Origin of the sequence: Mesorhizobium sp. M8A.F.Ca.ET.218.01.1.1 (assembly GCF_004791165.1) — a bacterium.
Classification (GTDB): Bacteria; Pseudomonadota; Alphaproteobacteria; order Rhizobiales; family Rhizobiaceae; genus Mesorhizobium.
Window position 1 is genome coordinate 850586 of record NZ_SRUZ01000001.1, and the last position, 22783, is coordinate 873368.

At 64.1% G+C, this 22783-nt stretch carries 20 protein-coding genes and 1 riboswitch; of the genes, 16 read left to right on the forward strand and 4 right to left on the reverse strand.

The annotated features are described in order from the left end of the window. Positions 1 to 312 precede the first annotated feature (312 nt). A riboswitch (cobalamin riboswitch) is annotated at positions 313 to 515 on the forward strand. A gap of 114 nt (positions 516 to 629) precedes the next feature. The 8 genes from EN861_RS04020 (at position 630) to EN861_RS04055 (ending at position 8427) form a co-directional block, all read left to right on the forward strand. After that, on the forward strand, positions 630 to 1877 hold the full coding sequence (locus EN861_RS04020) for an aromatic ring-hydroxylating dioxygenase subunit alpha (RefSeq protein ID WP_127873346.1): 1248 nt from the start codon (positions 630 to 632) through the stop codon (positions 1875 to 1877). A 77-nt stretch (positions 1878 to 1954) separates the two neighbouring features. Continuing rightward, positions 1955 to 3055: a hybrid-cluster NAD(P)-dependent oxidoreductase gene (locus tag EN861_RS04025; RefSeq protein WP_127873345.1), complete on the forward strand. Its 1101-nt coding sequence runs from the start codon at positions 1955 to 1957 to the stop codon at positions 3053 to 3055. Between the two features lie 139 nt (positions 3056 to 3194). Beyond that, the gene (locus tag EN861_RS04030) at positions 3195 to 3626 is read left to right on the forward strand and encodes a PqqD family protein (RefSeq protein WP_127873344.1); all 432 of its coding nucleotides are present in this window, start codon (positions 3195 to 3197) and stop codon (positions 3624 to 3626) included. Positions 3627 to 3659: 33 nt separating this feature from the next. Then, entirely contained in the window at positions 3660 to 4709 is a 1050-nt protein-coding gene (locus tag EN861_RS04035; protein ID WP_135862489.1) for a serine kinase, read from the forward strand. Further along, a complete protein-coding gene (locus EN861_RS04040) occupies positions 4706 to 5458 on the forward strand; it encodes a glycosyltransferase family A protein (protein WP_189343549.1) in 753 nt (250 codons plus the stop codon). Before EN861_RS04035 ends, EN861_RS04040 begins: the two co-directional genes overlap by 4 nt. Positions 5459 to 5513: 55 nt before the next feature. Beyond that, entirely contained in the window at positions 5514 to 6266 is a 753-nt protein-coding gene (locus EN861_RS04045) for a glycosyltransferase (protein ID WP_135862491.1), read from the forward strand. Next, positions 6266 to 6943: a glycosyltransferase family A protein gene (locus EN861_RS04050; protein ID WP_135862493.1), complete on the forward strand. Its 678-nt coding sequence runs from the start codon at positions 6266 to 6268 to the stop codon at positions 6941 to 6943. Before EN861_RS04045 ends, EN861_RS04050 begins: the two co-directional genes overlap by 1 nt. Continuing rightward, positions 6943 to 8427: a nucleotidyltransferase family protein gene (locus EN861_RS04055; protein WP_189343550.1), complete on the forward strand. Its 1485-nt coding sequence runs from the start codon at positions 6943 to 6945 to the stop codon at positions 8425 to 8427. The genes EN861_RS04050 and EN861_RS04055 overlap by 1 nt, the downstream gene beginning before the upstream one ends. A gap of 96 nt (positions 8428 to 8523) precedes the next feature. On the opposite strand, the gene EN861_RS04060 is transcribed toward EN861_RS04055, so the two are convergent. The 4 genes from EN861_RS04060 to EN861_RS04075 all read right to left on the reverse strand — a co-directional run bounded on the left by EN861_RS04060 (position 8524) and on the right by EN861_RS04075 (position 12747). Further along, entirely contained in the window at positions 8524 to 9747 is a 1224-nt protein-coding gene (locus EN861_RS04060) for a glycosyltransferase family 87 protein (protein WP_245511985.1), read from the reverse strand. Between the two features lie 55 nt (positions 9748 to 9802). Then, positions 9803 to 10432, reverse strand: a complete 630-nt coding sequence (locus EN861_RS04065; protein WP_135862497.1) for an alpha-ketoglutarate-dependent dioxygenase AlkB — start codon at positions 10430 to 10432, stop codon at positions 9803 to 9805. A 169-nt stretch (positions 10433 to 10601) separates the two neighbouring features. Then, the gene (gene arfB, locus EN861_RS04070; protein WP_127275655.1) at positions 10602 to 11039 is read right to left on the reverse strand and encodes an alternative ribosome rescue aminoacyl-tRNA hydrolase ArfB; all 438 of its coding nucleotides are present in this window, start codon (positions 11037 to 11039) and stop codon (positions 10602 to 10604) included. A 97-nt stretch (positions 11040 to 11136) separates the two neighbouring features. Then, positions 11137 to 12747 carry a phosphoenolpyruvate carboxykinase gene (locus EN861_RS04075; RefSeq protein WP_135862499.1) on the reverse strand — a complete coding sequence of 537 codons (1611 nt, stop codon included), beginning with the start codon at positions 12745 to 12747 and terminating at the stop codon, positions 11137 to 11139. A gap of 345 nt (positions 12748 to 13092) precedes the next feature. On the opposite strand from EN861_RS04075, the gene EN861_RS04080 reads away from it, so the two are divergent. From EN861_RS04080 to tsaE, 8 genes are all read left to right on the forward strand, one after another. Further along, on the forward strand, positions 13093 to 13794 hold the full coding sequence (locus EN861_RS04080; protein WP_010912942.1) for a response regulator transcription factor: 702 nt from the start codon (positions 13093 to 13095) through the stop codon (positions 13792 to 13794). A 24-nt stretch (positions 13795 to 13818) separates the two neighbouring features. Next, entirely contained in the window at positions 13819 to 15603 is a 1785-nt protein-coding gene (locus tag EN861_RS04085) for a sensor histidine kinase (RefSeq protein WP_127275653.1), read from the forward strand. Between the two features lie 19 nt (positions 15604 to 15622). Further along, positions 15623 to 16084 (forward strand): HPr kinase/phosphorylase, encoded by a 462-nt coding sequence (locus EN861_RS04090; protein WP_135862503.1) that lies wholly within the window; start codon positions 15623 to 15625, stop codon positions 16082 to 16084. 164 nt (positions 16085 to 16248) lie between these two features. Further along, positions 16249 to 16650, forward strand: coding sequence for a PTS sugar transporter subunit IIA (locus EN861_RS04100; protein ID WP_010912939.1), 402 nt, complete (start codon positions 16249 to 16251; stop codon positions 16648 to 16650). Further along, a complete protein-coding gene (locus EN861_RS04105; RefSeq protein WP_127275650.1) occupies positions 16647 to 16943 on the forward strand; it encodes an HPr family phosphocarrier protein in 297 nt (98 codons plus the stop codon). The genes EN861_RS04100 and EN861_RS04105 overlap by 4 nt, the downstream gene beginning before the upstream one ends. 173 nt (positions 16944 to 17116) lie before the next feature. Next, positions 17117 to 18517, forward strand: a complete 1401-nt coding sequence (ahcY, locus tag EN861_RS04110; RefSeq protein WP_127279621.1) for an adenosylhomocysteinase — start codon at positions 17117 to 17119, stop codon at positions 18515 to 18517. A 188-nt stretch (positions 18518 to 18705) separates the two neighbouring features. After that, a complete protein-coding gene (locus EN861_RS04115) occupies positions 18706 to 21261 on the forward strand; it encodes a PAS domain-containing sensor histidine kinase (protein WP_135862505.1) in 2556 nt (851 codons plus the stop codon). Between the two features lie 8 nt (positions 21262 to 21269). After that, complete coding sequence (tsaE, locus tag EN861_RS04120) at positions 21270 to 22781, forward strand: tRNA (adenosine(37)-N6)-threonylcarbamoyltransferase complex ATPase subunit type 1 TsaE (RefSeq protein ID WP_127279619.1); 1512 nt, start codon at positions 21270 to 21272, stop codon at positions 22779 to 22781. Positions 22782 to 22783 lie beyond the last annotated feature (2 nt).

Sequence of the window (22783 nt, forward strand, 5' to 3'; positions counted from 1 at the left end):
TCGTTATATCAATCAGTTAGCTAAAAATGGCACCCCGATCACCAACTGTATCGGAGGCTCGGCGTTCACACCGTCCTGCACGCACCGTCAACAGAAACGAACCGTTCGGTTCGATTTTAGAATCTGCTAATAGTCACTTTTCGAAACTGTTAACCTTTTCGCCCCCGGCAAAGGGGTCGAAAAAACGGTGCCGGCGCGCCTGGCGACAGAAGGCGATTTGATGATGCGACCCCTGTCACGACGTTCCAGCATGCGTGTCGCGCCGCATGGATGCGATGTCGCTTTCATGCCGATGTCGCAAACCCTGCCGTGATTAGATCAGGCATCTCAGGTGCCGCTGCGTGACGACGGAGCGGAGAATTGGGAAGCCGGTCAGATTCCGGCGCTGCCCCCGCAACGGTGGTGGAGTTCAAGTCGCAACGGGAGACCACTGGGCGTAAGCCTGGGAAGGTGTCGCGATGGTCCGTAAGGACGACTCCAGAGCCCGGAAACCAGCCCGAGATGGCTAGAACTCGACTGATCGCGGTGGGCGGTCAAGAGGCGGATGGTGTTTGTCCGGCTTTGCGCCGATCTGCGTCCAGTCCTTCCTCAATCACCACCAGTTCAGTCCTTGAAAATGAGGACAGGACATGGACGCGCGCAACGACATGCTGAGGCTCTTGAACAGCCGCAGACAAGGCTTTTCGCTGGAACAGCCTTTTTACACCGACCCGGACTACTTCAAGCTCGACATGGAGCTGATCTGGTATCGCGACTGGCTGTTCATCGGCCATGATTGCGAATTGCCCAAGCCGGGCAGCTTCATCACCGTGCAGATCGGCGACTATCCTATCGTGCTGGTGCGCGATCAGCAGGGCAAGATCAACGCCTTCCACAATTCCTGCCGCCATCGCGGCAGCCGCGTCTGCAACAGCGACAAGGGCATGGCCGCCAAACTGGTCTGTCCCTATCACCAGTGGACCTATGAGCTGGACGGGCGCCTGCTGTTCGCCCGCCAGATGGCCGAGGGGTTCGACAAGAGCCAGTTCGGGCTGAAGCCGGTCGCCTGCGAAAGCGTCGCCGGCTATGTCTTCATCTGCCTGGCCAAGGAGCCGGCCGACTTCGCGCCGATGCGGGCGATGATCGAGCCCTATCTCAAGCCGCACCGGCTGAGCGAGGCCAAGATCGCCTTCGAGAGCACGATCATCGAGAAGGGCAATTGGAAGCTGGTCTGGGAAAACAACCGCGAATGCTATCATTGCGCGGGCAATCATCCCGAACTGTGCAAGACCTTCCCGGAAGCACCGACCGTGACCGGCGTGCAAGGCGCCGACAGCGATCCGGAGATGCTGGCGCACTGGGCGAAGTGCGAAGCTGTTGGCCTGCCCAGCAAATTCCGCATCGACCCGGCCGGGCAATACCGCGCCACCCGCGCGCCGCTGCTGCGCGACGCCCAGAGCTACACGATGACCGGCAAGCGGGCGGTGAGGAAGGACCTGTCCGACAGCGTTTCGGCCGACCGCATCGGCACGCTGATGCACTATCACTACCCGACGACCTGGAACCACATCCTCGTTGATCATGCCGTCACCTTCCGCGTGCTGCCGGTCAGCGCCACCGAAACGGCAGTGACGACGAAGTGGTTGGTGCACAAGGACGCGGTCGAGGGTGTCGACTACGATCTCGCCGAACTCACCCATGTCTGGACCGAGACCAACGACCAGGACCGCCGGATCGTCGAGGAGAACGCTTTCGGTATCCTGTCGCCGGCCTATGAACCCGGCCCGTATTCGGAGCTGCATGAAGGCGGCGTCATCCAGTTCGTCGACTGGTATGCCCGCTTCATCGGTCCGCGCCTGGCCGAAGGCGGGCGGCCGGCGCTGCGCAGCGTCGCCTAGCGCATGTCACCCAAAAGTGTGCAGCGGTTTTGGGATCACGACATCCGCAAAATGAAAGGTATGCAGGGATGAATGCGATGACCGACCTTGGCCTCTATCGCCATCTCGACCAGATGGCGCCCTGGAACGACAGGCTGCAGGTGCTGGAAGTGACCGGTGTCAGCGACGAGGCGCCCGACGTCAAGACCTTCACCTTCCGGTCCGACAACCAGACCTGGTTCCGCTACAAGCCGGGCCAGTTCGTGACGCTGGAACTGCCGACGCCGGATGGGCCGCTGATGCGCACCTACACGCTGTCGTCGTCGCCGTCGCGGCCGTTCTCGATCGCGGTGACGGTGAAGGCGCAGGCGGGCAGCATCGGCACACGCTGGATGTTCGATCACCTGGCGCCCGGCTCGCACGTCAAGGCCTATGGACCGGGCGGCGACTTTTCACTGCACAGCCATCCGGCGGCGAAATATCTGTTCGTCTCGGCCGGCTCCGGCGTGACGCCGATGATGTCGATGCTGCGCTGGCTGAACGACTGTGCGCCATGGACCGATGTCGGTTTCGTCAACTGCGCGCGGCGCCCGGAAGAAATCATCTTCCGCAAGGAACTCGAACTGCTCGGGGGCCACATGCCTGGCCTGTCGCTCGGCTTCATGATCGAGGAGCGGTCGAGCCGCGAGGGCTGGTACGGCCATATGGGCCGCATCGACGCCATCCGGCTGCCGCTCCTGGCACCCGATTTCCGCGAACGCGAAATCTTCTGCTGTGGGCCCGATCCCTTCATGCGCGCCGTGCGCGGCATGCTCGAAGCCGCCGGCTTCGACATGGCAAAGTACCATCAGGAAAGCTTTGCCGCGCCGACCGTGGACGAAGTCCCGGCACCGTTTGCCGCGCCGGCTGAAGCCGGCGCGGCAATTTCCGTCGAAGCCGCGACGCCGATCCGCTTCGCGCTTTCGGATGTCGACGCCGACTGCGTCGCCGGCCAGACCGTGCTGCAGACCGCGCGCGCCTCGGGCGTGCGGATACCGGCGGCCTGCGAATTCGGCCTGTGCGGAACTTGCAAGGTGAAGAAAGTCTCCGGCAGCGTCGAGATGAGTCACAATGGCGGCATCCTCGATCATGAGATCGACGACGGCTTCATCCTGGCCTGTTGTTCCAAGCCATTGTCGGCGCTGGAAATCGAGGCTTGATCCGCCCGTCCTTCGACTGATCCCGGAAATGTCGGCGCCTTGCCGGCAAGGTTACCTTGCCAAGGAACGACCGAAAGTCTACAGGCGTTGTCGGTGGAAGCGGTCCTGCTGGCGGGCAGGGATGTAAAGCGGGGCAACAATGAAGCATGAATCCCATGCCTATGCGGTTGCGAGCCGGGATATCGTTTTCGAATCCTTCGATGGCGAGGCCGTGGTGCTCAACCTTGCCAATGGCAAATATTTCGGCTTCTCCGATTCCGGCAGCAAGGCGTGGCAGGTGCTTTCGTCCGGAGCGGACGCCCAGGCTCTGATCGGGCTGGCCGCGGGCGGCTCGACAATAAGCCACGCCGAACTCGAACACTTCATATCGCAGCTGCTCGAACTGGGTTTGCTGGTGCGTTCGGAAGCGGCGGCGCAGCCACTGCCGGGCGAATTGCAAGCCGAGCTTGCCGCCACCAGCGAGCCGCTCAATGTCAGCATCCACGACGACCTCGCGGACCTGATCGTCGTTGATCCCATCCATGAGGTCGAGGAACCCCTTGGCTGGCCGGCGGTCAAGCAGGCTTCCTGATCGGCCGGCCGCAGCCGTGATGGAAGGCGCTTGATGCCGCGCGTCACGCTCGAAACCCTGCCGGACTACGCCCGGTATCTCATCGCCGCCGCTGAAGGCGCTGCCTCGCGCTATCCGACCATCCGGCGGGTTCGGCTGCCCGGGCTGGAACTGGCCGTGCATCTGGGTCACGGTGTGCTCGCCGACGCCCTGAGCCATGCATTTGTCGAGGCCGCTCACGATCAGCCGGAACCGTCCACCTGCCGCATCTTCATCGCTCATCCCGGCATCGACGGCATCCCGGAGCCGGCGCGATGGGGCGACGCGCATTTCACCGAGCACGGCTTTGCCAAACGGCTCGCCGAAGCCGGGTTACGCGGCCACTATTTCCACGATCTAGATTTCTGGCAGATCTACGATCCCCAACGTTGCGTTGGCGTACAGCTGATGGCCTCGGCCGATGCCTTTCCGCCTTGGGAGCCGGGGGCACCGCTGCGCGCCTTCCTGCATTGGGAATATGCCGCACGCGGCATGCGGCTGACCCATGCCGGCACGCTCGGCATCGATGGCAAGGGTATCCTCCTTGCCGGCTCGCGTGGAGCCGGGAAATCCGGCACCGTCGCCGCCGGCCTGCTCAACGGACTAGACAGTGTCGGCGACGACTATGTGCTGATCGATCTCGCCGGAGGCGTGACCGCGCGGCCCCTTTTCTCGACCTTGAAGCAGGACGCGCAAGGTTTCACGCGGCTGGGCCTGCAAAAGCGGCTAACGGCGCAAGGCCCGCTGAACTGGCAGGGCAAGCACATGTTTCACGTCGATGAGATCGCGCCTGGGCCGGTGCCCGCGATGCTGGACATCGTTGCGCTGATGGTGCCACATATTAGCGGTGGCGGAGCAAGTTCGATCATGCCGGTGTCGCGCAGGGATGCCATGATTGCCTTGGCGCCGTCCGGCATCGCACAGATGCCGGGCGAACGCGAAAGCGGCTTTCGCTTCTTCAGCGAATTGACGCGCCGCCTGCCGTGCTTTCGTTTGTCCCTCGGCACCGACCCGGCGGAGATCGCCGGCACGATCGAGGACGTCCTGACACGAGGCGCCCGGTGAAGCTCAGCGTGATCATGCCTGTGTACAATCGCGAGCGCTACGTCGTCCCGGCGCTGCGCTCGTTGATCAGGCAGCGCGCTGACGCCGACTTCGACATCATCGTCATCGACGATGGCTCCACGGACGCCTCGGTGGAGGCAGTACGGTCGACGATGCGCGAGGCGCCCTGCATCCGCCTGTTTCTGCAACCCAATATGGGTGTCGCGAGGGCGCGCAATGCCGGGCTGAGACAGTTGCCGCCGGATGCCGGATTTGTGTCGTTCCTCGATTCCGACGACATCTCGCTTGCCGGGCGCTTCAAGGCGGATCTGGCTTGCTACGAGGCCGACCCGGGCCTTGACCTGACCTACTCCCTGATGACCCTGGCCGAGCAGATAGACGATGACACGATGGAGCCGGTAGCGGGCAGCCGCACTGTAACGCTGCGCGGCATTTCAATGAGCACCGGACTGTTCAGCCGGGCGCTTGTCGATCGCATAGGCTGTTTCGACGAGGAATTCGACCAGTGCGAGGACACTGACTATCTGCTGCGCATCTTCGAAACGGGTCCGAATTACCGTCTTCTGGAGACCGTCGCGATCTACTACAGGCGCCACGCCGGCAATATCACCCGGAAGCGCGAGGGCCGGCTCCGCGACCACATGCGGGCGATCCACAATTCGACCCGGCGACGCAGGGCCGACCCGTCCCTGCGTGAGATTCCCCGCATTTTCGAGCTCAAGAGCACGCCCGACTGGCGGCTGTTTTGATGCGGGATATCTCGCGATCAAAACGGGTGGTGCAGCAGCGGCCGCGGGGCCGAGGATGAGGCTGAGCGTGATCATGCCGGTCTACAATCGCGAGGCCTATGTCGGCGCCGCGCTGCGCTCGCTGCTCAGGCAAGGCGATGCCGCCGATCTCGACATCATCGTCATCGACGACGGTTCGACCGACGGCTCGGTCGAGGCCGTGCGCGCGATGATGGATGATCATTCCTGCATCCGGCTGTTCCGGCAAGAAAACATGGGGGTGACCCGAGCGCGCAACAGCGGGCTCAGGCAGCTCAAGCCCGAGGCGGAACTGGTGTCGTTCCTCGATTCGGACGACATCTCGCCAGCGGGGCGCTTCGGAGCCGATGTCGAGCTTTTCCGGAAGAATCCCGATCTCGACCTGACCTATTCGAGGATGATGCTGGTCGACAAAATCGATGATGGGACCTTGGAGCCCATGGCGGACAGCAACAGCATCACGGTTCGCGGCATTCACCTGTCGGCGGCGATCTTCGCGCGCCGCCTCGTCGCGCGGATAGGCGATTTCGACGAGGATTTCGTCCAGGCCGAAGATACCGACTACCTGCTGCGCGGTTTTGAGATCGGCCCCAGATACGTGCTTCCCGACACGGTCGCGCTCTATTACAGACGGCATGCGGGCAACATGACGAGGCAAGAGGACGTCCAGTCGCGGGAATTCCTGCGCGCTATCTACAAATCCATGAAGCGGCGCAAGGCCGACCCGTCGCTGCGGCCGATCGAAGGGATCTTCGAGCTCGACAAACTGTCAGATTGGCGTGCCCTGTGATGGACGGATACGGCGTCGTCATACCGGCCTTCAACGCCAGCGGCACCATCGCCGAGACGCTGCGATCGGTTGCGGCGCAGACGGTGCGGCCGGACCTGGTGGTGATCGTCGACGACGGATCAACCGACGATCTCGCCGCGGCGATCGGCGGAACGGACCTGCCGCTGCAATTGCTGCGCCAGGCAAATGCCGGACCGGGCAGCGCCACGACCAGAGGCATCGCCGCGCTGTCGACGCCGTTCATCGCGACGCTCGACGCCGACGACCTTTGGCTGCCGACCAAGATCGAGGATCAGCTTGCATATCTGCGAGGATTGCCCGGCACATCGGGCGTCTTCTGCCATTTGCGAAACTTCCGCAATGACCGGCCCGATGCACCCGAGGACGCGGTCGTGCCCGGCTGGTCGCGGACCACGATGCTGATCCGGCGCGAGGTCGCCGAGACCGTCGGGCCGGTTGTCGATCCGCCGGGCGGTCGCGGCGAAATGATCGACTGGATCGCGCGGGCACGCGAGGCGGGCCTTGCCTTCGACATGATGGAAGAGGTGCTGGCGCTGCGCCGCATCAGGCCCGGCAGCCTGTCGTACGGACGCGATGCGACGCGCGACCGCGGCTATCTCGAAGTGGCGCGGCTGGCCATGTTGCGACGGGTCCGAAACAAGACCGGCGCGGGCTGATGGCGCGCATCCGCCGCATCAGCCGCCGTTTCCCGGACTATGGCTGGCCCTGGCCGACGGGCGGGCTCGACCAGTTGCTCAAGGCCGCGCTTCTTGCCGACGACGACGCGGCCGCCGGTTGCGCGATGGAGTGGCTGAGCGCCAACGACATCGATCTCGTCTCCTTCAGGGAGCATCGGCTGCTTGCCGCCATCTGCGACCGGTTCGGCCGGAAATTGGCCGGCCATTCCGCCTATCCACGTCTTGTCGGCCTGCAAAAGATGCTGTGGACCAAGTCGCGCATGGCGATGCGCGAGGCCGAACCGGCGCTGCAGGCGATGACGGACGCGGGATGCCTGGTGATGCTGATCAAGGGTGCCAGCCGCATTGCCTTGGACGCGTCGGCGCAGCGAGGCAGGGTGGCGCACGACATCGACATATTGGTGCGGCCGCAGGACATGCGAACGGCGTTCGACGTGCTGCGCGACCGCGACTGGCAGATCGCCACCGGTGTGAGCCCGCAATATCTGAGGACAAGACTGGCGTCGTTGCGGTCGATGAACTTCTTCAAGGGCAATTATGGCGACATCGACCTGCACCAGCTTGCCTATGACGGTTCCCAGCAGAGCGACGAGGACGACCAGGCGATCTGGCGGCGGGCGGCGGCGGCCGAATTCAGTGGTGTCGGCGTGCTGGTGCCGTCGCCGGCGGACCGCATCGCGCTGGCCATCGCGCATGGCGGGCTCGACGCCCACACGCACAGCGATTGGCTGGTCGATTGCGCGGTAGCCATTCGCGTCGGCGACGTCGACTGGGACGTGTTCCTCGACGTTGTCGCCAGGCGTGGCCTTGCCGTTGCCGCAGCGGTGGCGCTCTCCTATCTCGCGCTCGAAATAGGCGTGGCGGCGCCGGACAGGGTGCTGGCGCGCCTGCTTGAGATGGCCGACCGTACAGGCCTTTCGCGCTGGTCGGCCATGCTGCAAGCCAAGCCACGGACCGACTTCGGCAGGCTGGTCTGGTTGTCGCGCGGCTTTGCCAAGCAGTTGCGTCTGCGACGCAAGAGCGGCCGGCTTCGGCAGGAGCCGCCCGCCAGGGCATGGCGCGGAAAAGCATGGCGCGACGGGCCGGCCCGCCGCGAGCAGCCGGAAGTACCGTCGCCCCTGGTATTCTCGCAGACCATACCTTGCCCGCCGACGGCAGGGGAGATGATGCTGGACATCACGGTCAGGATCAGCGTTCCGCCGGTCCGGCGCCGTATCGAAATGGAGATCAACCGGGATGACGACCACGTCGCGCGTCTGCGTGCGATGGCCATCAGCCGGTCCGGTGGGGAACGGGTGCTGCGCTTTCGCGGCAAGGTTACAGTCGACGGCCGGCAGCATGCCCTGACGCTGGAGGCGCGGCCGTCGCGGCAATTCCGCCAATGGGATGACCAGGCGACGGTCGCCGCCTATGGCGCATTGCCTTTCCATCTGGTCTCGGCGACCTTTTCGCCGCTGCGCTGAGATATCGGAGTTCACCCCCCTGGGTCGCGATGGCGGCACGAGCGGATCGAGCCCGATGGACACCCCGCGGAAGAGAGCCGAGGGCACGGCAATGGTTCACCGTGGCGATGATATCCGGCCGTCAGCTATCGTCGAGGTCACGCGTTCGCGAGCCCTTATGTCGGCAAGCATCCATGCCGACAGCGACAAGGGCACCAACACGCCGATGCCAAGCCCGATGCCGTTCACCAGATGAGCGATGGCAGGATAGAGCCAGACGAGCGCCAGGAAAATCCGGGGCATGCTGGCGCGCCTCGAAAACAGGTAGGCGACGGCAACGGCGAGACCGACGGTGTCGTAGCTGTAGCCGTACGGCGTCGCGACCGTTGCCAGCACGGCGGTGAGGACCACTCTTTCGCCATGCACGACCTGCCGCCGTGGCAACCAGCCCCAGATGGCGGCGCAGATTGCGGCAATGGTCGCAGCGGCTTGCATCGCATAGGCCACTGTCAGCCCGGCGCCGCATGCGCGCGCCAGGAAGAACATGGTTGCGGCATTGGCCTGGTAGGGTTGCGGATAGGGTGCCTCCAGGATCGCCGTCATCAGGGGGCGGGTTTCGGTCCAGAACAGATGCCAGACGTCGAATCCGAGTGAGAGCCCGGTCAAAATGAACAGAGCCGCCGATGACAGAGCCGCTGCGGCGATGGCACGCCAGTTGCCGCTGGCCAGCAGGCAGAACGGCACCAGAATGCCCAGATGCGGCTTGATCGTCAGCAGACCGAACAGCAGCCCGGCCAGGATTGGCCGCTTCGGCGCCACCGCCAGTCCGCCAATGAGAAGAGCGGTGGTCAGGGCGCCGTTCTGGCCGAAGATGGCGTTGACGAAGACGGCTGGACACACAAGGACGGCCGCTTCGGCCAGCGTGCCCAGTTTCAGCGGCCGCACCGCCAGCCACAGGCAGAAGACGGTGCCGAAAGTCCAGATGAAATAGGCCGCAAAGATCGGCAGCAGCGCGAGCGGCGCACCGAAGATCAGGATGCTGGGCGGGTAGCTCCATTCCTGGTTGGGAAGATCGGGCGAAAACATCCGCCGCAAGGCCGCGCGATAGCTGTCGACGTCAAACAGCCAGGCTACATGGCCGTCGAGCGCCATGCGTCCGCCGGCCCACAGATTGGTGAAATCCCAATAAGGCAGCCGGTCGCTGAGTTCGGAGAAGCCGTGCTCGTCGAAGGTCCACAAGGCAAGATGGTAGCGCAGCCCGATCAGGATTCCGGTGCACAGCACAAGTGCCGCGAACCGAAAATCGGCTCGATTGCGGGCAGTCTGATCGGCCTGTGCCATTGCGCTGTTTCCAAGACCCTGTCCGCCTTGATAAGCGACGCGCGTTAAGATCGGCTTATGTGGAGGTCTCGCCGGGCTTCGTCACCCGCCGCAGCGTCAGATTGATCCTGCCGCCGTTCTTGAGCAGCGCCGAGGTCGAAGGGCAGATGCGGTCGACGCCATGGAAGGCAAGACGGCCCTCGCCGCCAAGCACGACGACATCGCCGCTTTTCAGCCTGAACGATTTGGTAGCGCCATCGCGCGTTGTCTGGCCGACCCTGAACAGACAGTCGTCGCCCAGCGAGACAGAGACGACGGGAGCCGAGAAATCGGCCTCGTCGCGATCCTGATGCAGGCCCATCTTTGCGTCGGGCGTGTAGAAATTGATCAGGCAGGCCTCCGGTGGATTCGGATAGCCCGACACCTGCCGCCACAGGTCGAGCAGGCTGTCGGGGATAGGCGGCCATGGCTCTCCGGTCAGCGGATGCGTCGGCTGGTAGCGATAGCCGCGTTCCTTGTCGGTGACCCAACCGAGCGGACCGCAATTTGTCATGCGCACGCTCATCTCCTTGCCGGTCCGCGGCATGGCCGGCACGAACAACGGCGCTTGCTGGACGATGCTCCTCACCTCCTCGACCAGCGTCTCCTGGACGGCGCGGGACAGATGGGCCGGCATGTGGCGGACGCCTTTGGGCAGAACGAGCATGGACTGGTTCACCTTGCTAATGTTCGGAGCCGCAAGATGCCACCATCACAGGCAGAGGGCGACCCGAAAGCCGTCGTCGTTTTTCACTGAAATTGCCCGGGCAGAACGCGCGGTGAATTCGTTTGCCCGATTGGCCAAAGGCGGTTGACGGGCACGATTGGCGTGCTGCTTAATCGTTCTCCACCCGACCGCGCAGCCTCTTCACTGTCGATCGCCCGGCCTTGGTCTTGAGCCGCCGCTCGACCGCGCCTTTCGACGGCCGCGTCTTCTTGCGCGGCGGCGGCGGTGGTTCGGCGGCCTTGGCGACCAGTGCCGTGAGCCTGGCCCGCGCATCGGCGCGGTTCTGTTCCTGGGTACGGAAGCGTCCGGCCTCGATGACGATGACACCGTCCTTGGTGGCGCGCTGGCCGGCAAGTTTTATGGTCCGCTCGCGCACACGGTCCGACAGGCCCTCGGCGTTCTGCGCGTCGAAGCGAAGCTGCACCGCCGTCGCCACCTTGTTGACGTTCTGGCCGCCGGGACCGGACGAGCGGATGAAATCCTCGTGCAAGTCGCCCGGGTGGATCACGGCCTCGCCTGAGATGATGATGTCGTCGTCGATCGGCATGCCGCAGTCATGGCGCGGCAGACCGAAAAAGAAAAGGCCCGATCGAAACCGGGCCTTCACTGGAACCACGCGGCAATGATGCTGAGCGGCTTGGCGATTACTCCGCCGCTTCCTGCATGCGAGGTGCTGCCCCCAGCACCACGGCGTCGACATGGCTTTCGAATTTCTCGAAATTGACGGCGAACATGCCGACCAGCCTTGCCGCCTGCCGGTCGTAGGCCGCCTTGTCCGCCCAGGTTGAGCGCGGGTCGAGAATGGCGCTGTCGACACCCGGCACCGCCACCGGCACCTCGAAGCCGAAATTGGCGTCGGTGCGGAAAGCGCCTGCCTTCAGCGAGCCGTCGAGGGCGGCAGCGAGCAGCGCGCGCGTCGCCTTGATCGGCATACGCTTGCCGGTGCCATGCGCGCCGCCGGTCCAGCCGGTGTTGACCAGCCAGCAATCGGCGCCATGGCGGGCAATCAGTTCGCGCAGAAGGTTGCCATATTCCGACGGATGGCGCGGCATGAAGGGCGCGCCGAAACAGGTCGAGAAGGTCGCCTCGGGCTCGGTGACGCCTTTTTCGGTTCCGGCGACCTTGGCCGTGTAGCCGGAGAGGAAATGATACATGGCCTGCGCCGGCGTCAGCCGGGCGATCGGCGGCATCACGCCGAAAGCGTCGGCGGTCAGCATGATGATGTTCTTCGGATGACTGGCGCGCCCGGTCTTCGAGGCGTTGGGGATGAAGTCGAGCGGATAGGCACAGCGTGTGTTTTCGGTGAGCCTGCCGTCATTGAAATCCGGCACTGCGTCGGCATCTAGCACGACATTTTCCAGCACCGTGCCAAAGCGTTGCGTGGTGGCGAAGATCTCCGGCTCGGCTTCCACCGACAGCTTGATCGTCTTGGCGTAGCAGCCGCCTTCGAAATTGAAGATGCCGTGCGGGCCCCAGCCATGCTCGTCGTCGCCGATCAATGTGCGGGACGGATCGGCCGACAGCGTCGTCTTGCCGGTGCCCGACAGGCCGAAGAAGATGGCGGCATCGCCGGCCGGTCCTTCATTGGCCGAGCAGTGCATCGGCATCACGCCCTTCTCCGGCAGGAGGTAGTTGAGCATGGTGAACACCGACTTCTTCATCTCGCCGGCGTAGGAGGTGCCGCCGATCAGCACGATCATGCGGGTCAGGTCGACGGCGATCACCGTTTCGGTGCGGCTGCCATGGCGGGCGGGATCGGCGCGGAAGGACGGCAGGTCGATGATCGTCATGCCGGGCACGAACTGTTCGAGTTCGGCCGCGTCGGGACGGATGAGCAGGTTGCGGATGAACAGCGAGTGCCAGGCAAATTCGGTGATCACCCTGGTGGGCAGCTTGAGCTCCTCGTCGGCGCCGCCGACCAGATCCTGTACATAGAGATCCTTGTCCTCGGCGTGGGCCTGGAAATCGGCGAGCAAAACGTCGAATTGAGCCGGCGAGATCGCCTTGTTGTTGTCCCACCAGACATGCGGCTCGGTGGCGCCGTCGCGAACGACGAACTTGTCCTTGGGCGAGCGGCCAGTGTGCTGGCCGGTCTCGGCGACGAGCGCGCCATGGGCGGTCAGCCGGGCTTCGCCGCGCCGGATCGCTTCCTCATAGAGGGCGGCCGCGCCGAAATTGTAGCGCACCATGCCGGAGGTTTTCAGACCGATACGATCGATCGCGCAGGCACGATTGCGTTTGCCGATTTCCGACATTGGAGACCTTTCTCAAGATTTGCCGCATCTTTGCCGGCGTATTTCCGGCACACCCGCCAAGCAGGCCAGCATGGTCAGAACCAGAAAAGCCAAATGATATCAAATCATTAATCGATTTAAATATTTTGAAAGTTGTTTAAATCGTTTATATATGCGAAAAGTTTCGTGGTTGCCCAAAGGATTGGCGATGTTCGTTCGTCCAATCCGTGTCGAGGTTGAATTGTGGCCGGCGGCACCCTTGCTCGTGACAGCGGACAAGGCCTACGCCACATTTTGTACCTAATTTGTCCTGCAAAAGCCCCTTCTCTACGAAAGAAGGGACAGCTCATGAGGGAGCCGCTTGAAATGGCAACAATCGCGCTTGTCGACGACGACCGCAACATTCTGACGTCGGTGTCGATCGCCCTCGAATCCGAGGGATATCGTGTCGAGACCTACACGGATGGTGCGTCCGCGCTGGAAGGCCTGGCGGCGCGGCCGCCGAATCTCGCCATCCTCGACATCAAGATGCCGCGCATGGACGGCATGGAGCTTCTGCGCCGGATGCGCCAGAAATCCGACCTGCCGGTGATCTTCCTGACCTCCAAGGACGATGAGATCGATGAATTGTTCGGTCTCAAGATGGGCGCCGACGACTTCATCCGCAAACCGTTCTCGCAGCGCCTGCTGGTCGAGCGGGTGCGCGCCGTATTACGCCGGGCCAGTGCCCGCGAGGCCGCGGCAAAAGCGCCCAGCCAGCAGGCTCGCTCGCTCGAACGCGGCCAACTCGTCATGGATCAGGAGCGCCATACCTGCACCTGGAAGGGCGAGCCGGTAACGCTCACCGTCACCGAGTTCCTGATCCTGCATTCGCTGGCGCAACGCCCCGGTGTGGTAAAAAGCCGTGATGCGCTGATGGATTCGGCCTATGATGAGCAGGTCTATGTCGACGACCGCACGATCGACAGCCACATCAAGCGGCTGCGCAAGAAGTTCAAGGCCGTCGACGACGACTTTGAAATGATCGAAACCCTTTACGGAGTCGGATACCGGTTCCGCGAAGCGTAAAGCCTAGGCAGGAGCTGCTATTCGATGGCAGTGGAAGCACAACGAAGCAGACCGGCGGCCGCTGCCAGGCGGCCGTCGCGCATCATGCCGTCCTTCGTGTCGAAATTCACGGTGCCTATGCGCCGATTCCTCGGCCACCATATCTTTTCCAGCCTGACGCGGCGTATCCTCTTCCTCAATCTCGCCGGGCTGGCGGTGCTCGTCACCGGCATCCTCTACCTCAACACCTTCCGCGACGGTCTGATCGACGCGCGCGTCGAAAGCCTGATGACGCAGGGCGAGATCATCGCCGGCGCCATCGCGGCGTCGGCGACGGTCGAGACGGATTCGATCAGCATCGACCCGGAAAAGCTGCTCGAGCTGCAGGCCGGCGAAAGCCTGGGACCCGGCTCGGACCAGCTCGACAATCTGGATTTTCCGATCAACCCGGAGCGCGTGGCGCCGGTGCTGCGGCGGCTGATCTCGCCGACCCGCACGCGCGCCCGCATCTATGACCGCGACGCCAACCTGCTGCTCGATTCACGCCATCTCTATTCGCGCGGCCAGATCCTGCGCTACGACCTGCCGCCGGTCGAAGAGGAAGAACCCGACCTTGTCGAGCGCGTCCAGAAATTCATCTTCGACTTCTTCCGCAACACCGACCTGCCGGTCTATCACGAACAGCCGGGCGGCAACGGCGCCGCCTTTCCGGAAGTGGTCAAGGCGCTGACCGGCAGCCCGTCGACCATCGTGCGTGTCTCGGAACAGGGCGAGCAGATCGTCTCGGTGGCGGTGCCGATCCAGCGTTTTCGCGCCGTTCTCGGTGTGCTGATGCTGTCGACCGAAGGCGGCGATATCGACAAGATCGTCGCCGCCGAACGCAAGGCGATCCTGCGCGTCTTCGGCATCGCGGCGCTCGTCACCGCAATCCTGTCGATGCTTTTGGCTTCCACCATCGCAAACCCGCTGCGCCGGCTGTCGGCGGCGGCCGTGCGGGTGCGCCGCGGCGTCAAGAGCCGCGAGGAAATCCCCGACTTTTCCGACCGCCAGGACGAGATCGGCAATCTGTCGATAGCCGTGCGCGACATGACCAACGCGCTCTATGCGCGCATCGAGGCGATCGAGAGTTTCGCCGCCGATGTTTCGCATGAGCTGAAGAACCCGCTGACGTCGTTGCGCAGCGCCGTCGAAACATTGCCCCTGGCGAAAAATGATACCTCGCGCGCACGTCTGATGGAGATCATCCAGCATGACGTCAAACGGCTGGACCGCCTCATCACCGACATTTCCGATGCCTCCCGCCTCGACGCCGAACTGGCGCGCGAGGACGCGGGAACCGTCGACCTGAAGAAATTCGTCACCGACCTCGTCGCTGTTTCGCGTGAAACGACGCGCAACAAGAAGGCGGTCGAGATCGAGCTCAAGGTTGCCAAGCTGCCACAGGGCGCCAAGGGCTATGTCGTCGTCGGCCATGACTTGCGCATCGGCCAGGTCATCACCAACCTGATCGAGAACGCCCGCTCCTTCGTGCCCGAGGATCATGGCCACATCAGCCTGTCTCTGGCGCGCGCCGGCAAGTTCAACATCCTGACCGTCGACGACAATGGGCCCGGCATCCGCGCCGACACGATCGACCGCATCTTCGAACGCTTCTACACCGACCGGCCGGCCGGCGAGGCGTTCGGCCAGAATTCGGGGCTTGGCCTGTCGATCTCCAGGCAGATCGTCGAGGCCCATGGCGGCACGCTGACCGCTGAAAACATTCCCGGCACCAAGCCCGGCGAGATCAAGGGCGCACGCTTCGTCGTGACGCTGCCGGCCGAGGGATGACCTTGGCCCTGATATAACCATGCCCGAAGCCGCCGCGCAGCCTGAAAACATCCACGGAACCGCGATCCTGATCGGCGATCGCGGCGTCCTCATCACCGGCCCGTCCGGGGCCGGCAAGACGACACTGGCGCTGACGCTCCTGGACCATTGCCGGGCGCGCGCGCTGTTCTCGCGGCTGATCGGCGACGACAGGCTGCTTGCCTCGGCACACGCCGGGCGGCTGGTCTGCCGCGTGCCGCCGACCATCGCCGGTCTCGCCGAGGTGCCTGGGTTCATGCCGCGCCCGCTACCATTCGAGCCGGGCGGCGTGATCGACCTGCATGTGCGGCTTGTGCCGAAGGCGGAAATGGCCCGTTTCCAGGAGGAACTCAGTGAGCCGGTCGCAGGCTGCCCGGTGCCGCGTATCGACCTTGCGGAGCGCAACGCCGCCACGGCCTTGCCGGCCATCATGGCGCGGCTGTCGATCGCGCCTTTTCTATGATCCGCCCTGGGTTTTTTGCTGCAATGCGTCAAAATGGCATGGGCCGGCGCAATTTTGGGCTTGTCAACGGGCCGCGCGTCGACAAGATAGCGCTCCCGCCGCCTGGATTGGCTGGCGAGCATAAAATGCGCCTGTGAAGCGGCGATGACGGGAGCCACCAAAGAATGATCGGACTCGTGCTTGTAACGCACGGTCAACTGGCCACCGAGTTCCGACATGCCGTCGAACATGTCGTCGGGCCACAAGACAATTTCGAAACCGTGGCGATCGGTGCCGACGACGATATGGAGCAGCGTCGCCGCGACATCGTCGACGCGGTCGCCCGTGTCGATACAGGGGCAGGTGTGATCGTGCTGACCGACATGTTCGGCGGCACGCCATCCAACCTGGCCATCTCGGTGATGGAGTCCGGCCGCACCGAAGTGATCGCCGGCATGAACCTGCCGATGCTGATCAAGCTGTCGTCGATCCGCAAGGGCGACAACATGGCGGCGGCGCTCGATGAAGCGCAGGCCGCGGGCCGCAAATACATCAATGTCGCCAGCCAGCTTCTGAGCAGCAAATGAACGCGATATTCCCGGAAAAAGACCAGATCGTCCGGGAGTTTCCGATCGTCAACCAGCGCGGCCTGCATGCGCGCGCCTCGGCGAAATTCGTCCAGCTCGCCAGCGGCTTCAACGCCTCTGTCCATGTCGAGAAGGACGGCGTCCAGGTCGGCGGCACGTCGATCATGGGCCTGATGATGCTGGCCGCCAGCCCGGGATACTCGATCCGCGTCACCGCCAGCGGCCCGGAGGCGCTCGAGGTCATGGATGCGCTGGAGCAGCTTGTCGCCTCCCGTTTCGGCGAAGAGTGCTGACCCCGAAATCAGCCCTCCGGGACATGCACGAATAAAGATTTCTTTATATCCCATTGTCGTGTGGAACCTGATCTGCTAGTCAGACCGGCAATTCGCGCCCTTGGAAATGTCTTCCGGCACGGGCGCATCCGCAAACAATTCGCACGCATAACAATTCGCATCGGAGCACTGCCATGACGGGTAGCAAGGACTATGTGGTCGCCGACATCTCGCTTGCCGGCTGGGGCCGCAAGGAACTCGATATAGCCGAGACCGAAATGCCGGGCCTGATGGCCTGCCGCGAGGAATTCGGCGCCAAGAAGCCGCTCAAGGGCGCGCGCATCACCGGCTCGCTGCACATGACCATCCAGACGGCGGTGCTGATCGAGACGCTGAAGGTGCTCGGCGCCGATATCCGCTGGGCTTCCTGCAACATCTTCTCGACCCAGGATCACGCCGCCGCGGCGATTGCCGAGGCCGGCATTCCGGTCTTCGCCGTCAAGGGCGAAAGCCTCGAACAGTACTGGGACTACACCGACAGGATCTTCCAGTGGGCCGATGGCGGCCTCTCCAACATGATCCTCGATGATGGCGGCGACGCCACCATGTATATCCTGATCGGCGCCCGCGCCGAGGCCGGCGAGGACGTGCTGTCCAATCCGCAGAGCGAGGAAGAGGAATATTTCTACGCGCAGGTCAAGAAGCGCCTGAAGGCTTCGCCGGGCTTCTTCACCAAGCAGAAGGAAGCGATCCGCGGCGTCACCGAAGAGACGACTACCGGCGTCAACCGGCTCTACCAGCTGCAGAAGAAGGGCCTGCTGCCCTTCCCCGCCATCAACGTCAACGACTCGGTGACCAAGTCGAAGTTCGACAACAAATATGGCTGCAAGGAATCGCTGGTCGACGGCATCCGCCGCGGCACCGACACGATGATGGCCGGCAAGGTCGCGGTCGTCTGCGGCTATGGCGATGTCGGTAAAGGCTCGTCGGCCTCGCTCAAGGGCGCGGGCGCCCGCGTCAAGGTCACCGAAGTCGACCCGATCTGCGCGCTGCAGGCGGCGATGGACGGTTTTGAAGTGGTCACGCTGGAAGATGCGGCACCGACCGCCGACATCGTCATCACCACCACCGGCAACAAGGATGTCGTCACTCTCGACCATATGCGCTCGATGAAGGACATGGTGATCGTCGGCAACATCGGCCATTTCGACAACGAGATCCAGGTCGCGTCGCTGCGCAATCTGAAGTGGACCAATGTCAAGCCGCAGGTCGACATGATCACCTTCCCGGACGGCAAGCGGATGATCCTCCTGTCGGAGGGCCGCCTGCTCAATCTCGGCAACGCCACCGGCCATCCGAGCTTCGTCATGTCGGCATCCTTCACCAACCAGGTGCTGGCCCAGATCGAGCTCTACACCAAGGGTGAGCAGTACCAGAACCAAGTCTATGTGCTGCCCAAGCATCTCGATGAGAAGGTCGCGCGCCTGCATCTCGACAAGCTCGGCGCCCGCTTGACCGAGCTGTCGGGCGAGCAGGCCGCCTATATCGGCGTCACGCCGCAGGGTCCGTTCAAGCCGGAACACTACCGCTATTAACCAAAGCCGAATTTACTACAAGATATTGATGCCGGGCGATTGACTTTTCGCCCGGCTTTATTTTTGCGCCGAATGATTCTTCACGCCGATTCCAGCAGGCGCTATTGTTGTGATTCGCGGGTCCAGGGGCGAGGACCGGCGCACGCGTCAGGGCGGTCTTGCATTCAGGCGGCGAAGAGGACCAAGACATGCCGGGGGAAAACCCGCTTCACGCGGGACAGGCCGTTTCCGGCGGCCACGATGATTCAGGGACCATGGGCTGCGCCACACGCGGCGAGCGCCTTTCCTGGCGCGCCCGTGCGGGATTGCTCCTTGCCGGTTCCGCGCTTGCCTGCCCCTTGCAGGGGGCGGTCGCGCATGCCCAGGCGGTCGGCGCCGCGGTGGCCGGTCTTTCGATCAGCACCGTCGAGGTCGTACAACTGGCGGTGTTCGTCGGCGTAACGGGTACGGCATTCCTGTCGGCCATCGTTCTCATCCGCGAACGAGCGCGTACCTCGGCGGAGAATGTCGAGCTGAGAAGCCGCGTCGCCGATGTCAGCGCGGCATTGCGGCGTTCGGAAGCGCTGCTCAATTTGCGCGACCAGCGTGTCGTCGTCTGGGCCTCGGAAAACAAGAAGCCCGAACTCATCGGCACATTGCCGACCGAAAGCGGCGCGCCGGAGGAACGGGCCGCGTTCCTCGCCTTTGGCCGCTGGCTGATGCCGCGTTCGGCGGCGGCACTCGAACATGCCGTGGCGGGTTTGCGCGAAAAAGGCAGGCCGTTCGACCTGGTGATCGAATCCCAGGCCGGCGCTCCATTGGAGGTGCATGGCCGCAAGAGCGCGGCCCATGTGCTGGTGCGGTTTGTCTCGCTGTCCGAGACACAGCGCAGCCAGGCCCGGCTCAAGATCGACAACCAGCGGCTGGCCGCTGACCATGACACGATGATCGGCCTGCTCGAAGCGCTGAAGATGCCGGCATGGCTGCGTGACGAGCATGGCCGCCTGAAATGGGTGAACCGGGCCTATGCCGACGCCGTCGAAGCCGAGAGCGCGGAAGCCGCCGTGCGCGGCGCCAAGGAGTTCCTCGGCGGCCAGGCGCGCGACGCCATCGCCACGCAGCACAAATCGCATCCGGTGTTCGAGCAGTCGCTGTCGACGGTGATCGAAGGCGACCGCCGCGTGTTCGCCGTGACCGACTTTGCCGGCGCCGACGGTTCGGCCGGCCTTGCCTGCGACACCAGCGCCATCGAGGCCATCCGCGGCGAATATGAGCGGACTGTGCGCAGCCACGCCGATACGCTCGACCAGCTCAACACCGCGGTCGCCATCTTCGACACCGACGAGAAGCTGCGCTTCTTCAACCAGGCTTTCCAGAAACTGTGGGGGCTCGACAGCGGCTTCCTGCACAGCGCGCCCGACAACGCCCTTTTGCTCGACCGGCTGCGCAGCGAGGGCAAGATCGCCGAACAGCCGGAATGGCGCCGCTGGAAGGAAGGCCTGCTCGGCGCCTACCGCGCCGTCGAATCGCAGGAGCACTGGTGGCATCTGCCGGACGGCAAGACGATCCGTGTCGTCGCCAATCCGCAACCCAAGGGCGGCGTCACCTGGGTGTTCGAGAACCTGACCGAGAAGATGGATCTCGAAAGCCGCTACCGCACCGCGGTTCGGGTCCAGGGCGAAACGCTCGACAATCTGGCGGAAGGCGTCGCGGTGTTCGGCCCCGACGGCCGGCTGCGCCTGTCGAACCCGGCCTTCGCCACGCTGTGGGGGTTGGACGCGGAAGCCGCCAAGCCCAATGTGCACGTATCGGCCATACGCGAGCTCTCCGACCGACAAGCGGTCGAGAGCCCCTGGCCCGGCTTCGTCGCCGCCATCACCGGCTTCGACGACGAGCGCCGCGACCGCCACGGCCAGACCGAGCTCAACAACGGCACCGTGCTGCGGTACGCCGTGATTCCGCTGCCCAACGGGCAAGTGATGATGACCTTCGTCGACGTTACCGACAGCGTCCACGTCGAACGCGCGCTCAAGGACAGGAACGAGGCGCTCGAGAAATCGGACCAGCTCAAGAACGAATTCGTCCAGCATGTGTCCTATGAACTGCGTTCGCCGCTGACCAACATCATCGGCTTCACCGAGCTGCTGTCGCTGCCGGCAACCGGCCCGTTGACGCAGAAGCAGCGCGAATATGTCGAGCATGTCGGCTCGTCCTCCTCGGTGCTGCTGACCATCGTCAATGACATACTGGACCTTGCGACCGTCGATGCCGGCATCATGCAGCTCGACATTTCCGAAGTGCATGTCGACCGCACCATCGCGGCCGCCGCCGAGCTTGTCGCCGACCGGCTGGAGGAGCATTCGATCCGGCTTGCGGTCGACGCCGCCGCCGCGCCGAAGACGTTCCATGGCGACGAAACCCGCATCCGCCAGATCCTCTACAATCTGCTGAGCAACGCCGCCAATTACGCGCCGGAGGCCAGCACCATCCGGCTGGCCTGCCGCCAGCTGGCGGACGAAGTCGAGTTCTCGGTTCACGACGACGGGCCCGGCATGCCGCCTGATGTGCTCGATTCGGTGTTCCGCCGCTTCGAGCCGCGCACCAATGGCGGCCGCCGCCGCGGCGCCGGCCTCGGCCTGTCGATCGTCAAGAGCTTTGTCGAACTGCATGGCGGCGCCGTTCGCATCGAAACCGGCAAGGACAAGGGCACGACCGTCATCTGCACCTTTCCCGACATGCCGGGTATCCGCGCAGCGGCCGAGTAGCGCGCTCGATGACGGAACCGGTGCTGGAGCGTTTGCTCGCCGACGAGACCCAGACGGCGCGACTGGGCGAGGATCTGGCGCTGGCGCTGCGCGTCGGCGACGTGCTGGCGCTCAAGGGCGATCTCGGCGCCGGCAAGTCGACGCTGGCAAGAGCGCTCATCCGAACACTGGCCGACGATGCCGATCTCGAAGTGCCGAGCCCGACCTTCACGCTGGTTCAGAGCTACGACACACGCATCCCGGTCCATCATTTCGATCTCTACCGCCTGTCCTCGGCGGCCGAGCTCGACGAGCTCGGCTTCGAGGAAGCAATCGCGCAAGGTGCCGCCCTCATCGAGTGGCCCGAACGGGCTGAGGGCTATTTGCCCAAGACGACGGTGCTGATCGAACTCGTCCAGCACGGCGAGGGCCGGCTGGCGCGCCTGTCGGGGCAAGGCGCGAGCTTCGACCGTGTGGCGCGCTCGCTGGCCATGCGCGGCTTCCTCGACAACGCCGGATGGGGGCAAGCGCGGCGCCGGCATTTCATCGGCGATGCCTCGGCCCGCTCCTACGAGATCGTCTCGCTTGCCGGCGAGGCGCCGCGAGTGCTGATGAATTCGCCGCGGCTGGTGCTCGGCCCTCCCGTGCGCGACGGCAAGCCCTATGCCGTGATCGCCCACACCGCGCAGTCGGTGTCGGCTTTCGTCGCCATCGACCGTGCGCTGCAGGCTGCCGGCGTCGCGGTGCCCAGGATTGACGCGCAGGATCTCGACCAGGGCTTCCTGCTGCTCGAGCATCTGGGCTCGGAAGGCTTTCTCGCCGGCAATGGCGAGCCAGTCGCCGAACGCTACGAGGCAGCGGCCGAACTGCTTGCCATGATGCATGGCAAGACCTGGCCGCCCCGCATGGAGGCGGCACCCGGCGTCGTCCATGACGTGCCGCCATTCGATCGCGACGCCATGCTGATCGAGGCGGACCTGCTGATCGACTGGTACGTGCCGGCGATATCGGGCGGCCCGGCGAGCGACGCGCTGCGTTCCGGCTACCACAGGACATGGAACGCGCTTCTCGACCGGCTGCAAGGCAGCGAATACACGTTGATGTTGCGCGACTTCCATTCACCCAACATCATCTGGCGCGGCGAGCGGTCCGGCCTCGACCGGCTCGGCATCGTCGACGTGCAGGACGCGCTGATCGGTCCCGCCGCCTATGATGTCGCCTCGCTTGCCATGGACGCCCGCGTCACCATCCCGCCCGAGATCGAGAAGCGGACGCTTGCTGCCTATGTCGCGGCGCGTCACAAAGCCGGCGGCTTCGATGAAGCAGGCTTCCTCGAAGCCTACGCAATCATGGCCGCACAACGCAATTCCAAGATCCTGGGCATTTTCGTGCGCCTCGAAAAACGCGACGGCAAACCCTATTATCTCAAGCACCTGCCGCGCATCCGCGACTATCTCAGGCGGGCGCTGTCGCATCCCGCGCTCGCCGAGCTGCGAGATTTCTACGGCGCGCACGGGTTGCTGGAGGAACGAGCGCTGTGACA

Coding starts and splice junctions, on each gene's coding strand:
- EN861_RS04090 (WP_135862503.1), top strand. CDS start 15,623: ATGCCCGAAGCCGCCGCGCAGCCTGAAAACATCCACGGAACCGCGATC.
- EN861_RS04080 (WP_010912942.1), top strand. CDS start 13,093: ATGGCAACAATCGCGCTTGTCGACGACGACCGCAACATTCTGACGTCG.
- EN861_RS04115 (WP_135862505.1), top strand. CDS start 18,706: ATGCCGGGGGAAAACCCGCTTCACGCGGGACAGGCCGTTTCCGGCGGC.
- EN861_RS04030 (WP_127873344.1), top strand. CDS start 3,195: ATGAAGCATGAATCCCATGCCTATGCGGTTGCGAGCCGGGATATCGTT.
- EN861_RS04105 (WP_127275650.1), top strand. CDS start 16,647: ATGAACGCGATATTCCCGGAAAAAGACCAGATCGTCCGGGAGTTTCCG.
- EN861_RS04050 (WP_135862493.1), top strand. CDS start 6,266: ATGGACGGATACGGCGTCGTCATACCGGCCTTCAACGCCAGCGGCACC.
- EN861_RS04020 (WP_127873346.1), top strand. CDS start 630: ATGGACGCGCGCAACGACATGCTGAGGCTCTTGAACAGCCGCAGACAA.
- EN861_RS04100 (WP_010912939.1), top strand. CDS start 16,249: ATGATCGGACTCGTGCTTGTAACGCACGGTCAACTGGCCACCGAGTTC.
- ahcY (WP_127279621.1), top strand. CDS start 17,117: ATGACGGGTAGCAAGGACTATGTGGTCGCCGACATCTCGCTTGCCGGC.
- EN861_RS04085 (WP_127275653.1), top strand. CDS start 13,819: ATGGCAGTGGAAGCACAACGAAGCAGACCGGCGGCCGCTGCCAGGCGG.
- EN861_RS04035 (WP_135862489.1), top strand. CDS start 3,660: ATGCCGCGCGTCACGCTCGAAACCCTGCCGGACTACGCCCGGTATCTC.
- tsaE (WP_127279619.1), top strand. CDS start 21,270: ATGACGGAACCGGTGCTGGAGCGTTTGCTCGCCGACGAGACCCAGACG.
- EN861_RS04075 (WP_135862499.1), bottom strand. CDS start 12,747: ATGTCGGAAATCGGCAAACGCAATCGTGCCTGCGCGATCGATCGTATC.
- EN861_RS04065 (WP_135862497.1), bottom strand. CDS start 10,432: ATGCTCGTTCTGCCCAAAGGCGTCCGCCACATGCCGGCCCATCTGTCC.
- EN861_RS04060 (WP_245511985.1), bottom strand. CDS start 9,747: ATGGCACAGGCCGATCAGACTGCCCGCAATCGAGCCGATTTTCGGTTC.
- EN861_RS04045 (WP_135862491.1), top strand. CDS start 5,514: ATGAGGCTGAGCGTGATCATGCCGGTCTACAATCGCGAGGCCTATGTC.
- EN861_RS04025 (WP_127873345.1), top strand. CDS start 1,955: ATGACCGACCTTGGCCTCTATCGCCATCTCGACCAGATGGCGCCCTGG.
- EN861_RS04055 (WP_189343550.1), top strand. CDS start 6,943: ATGGCGCGCATCCGCCGCATCAGCCGCCGTTTCCCGGACTATGGCTGG.
- arfB (WP_127275655.1), bottom strand. CDS start 11,039: ATGCCGATCGACGACGACATCATCATCTCAGGCGAGGCCGTGATCCAC.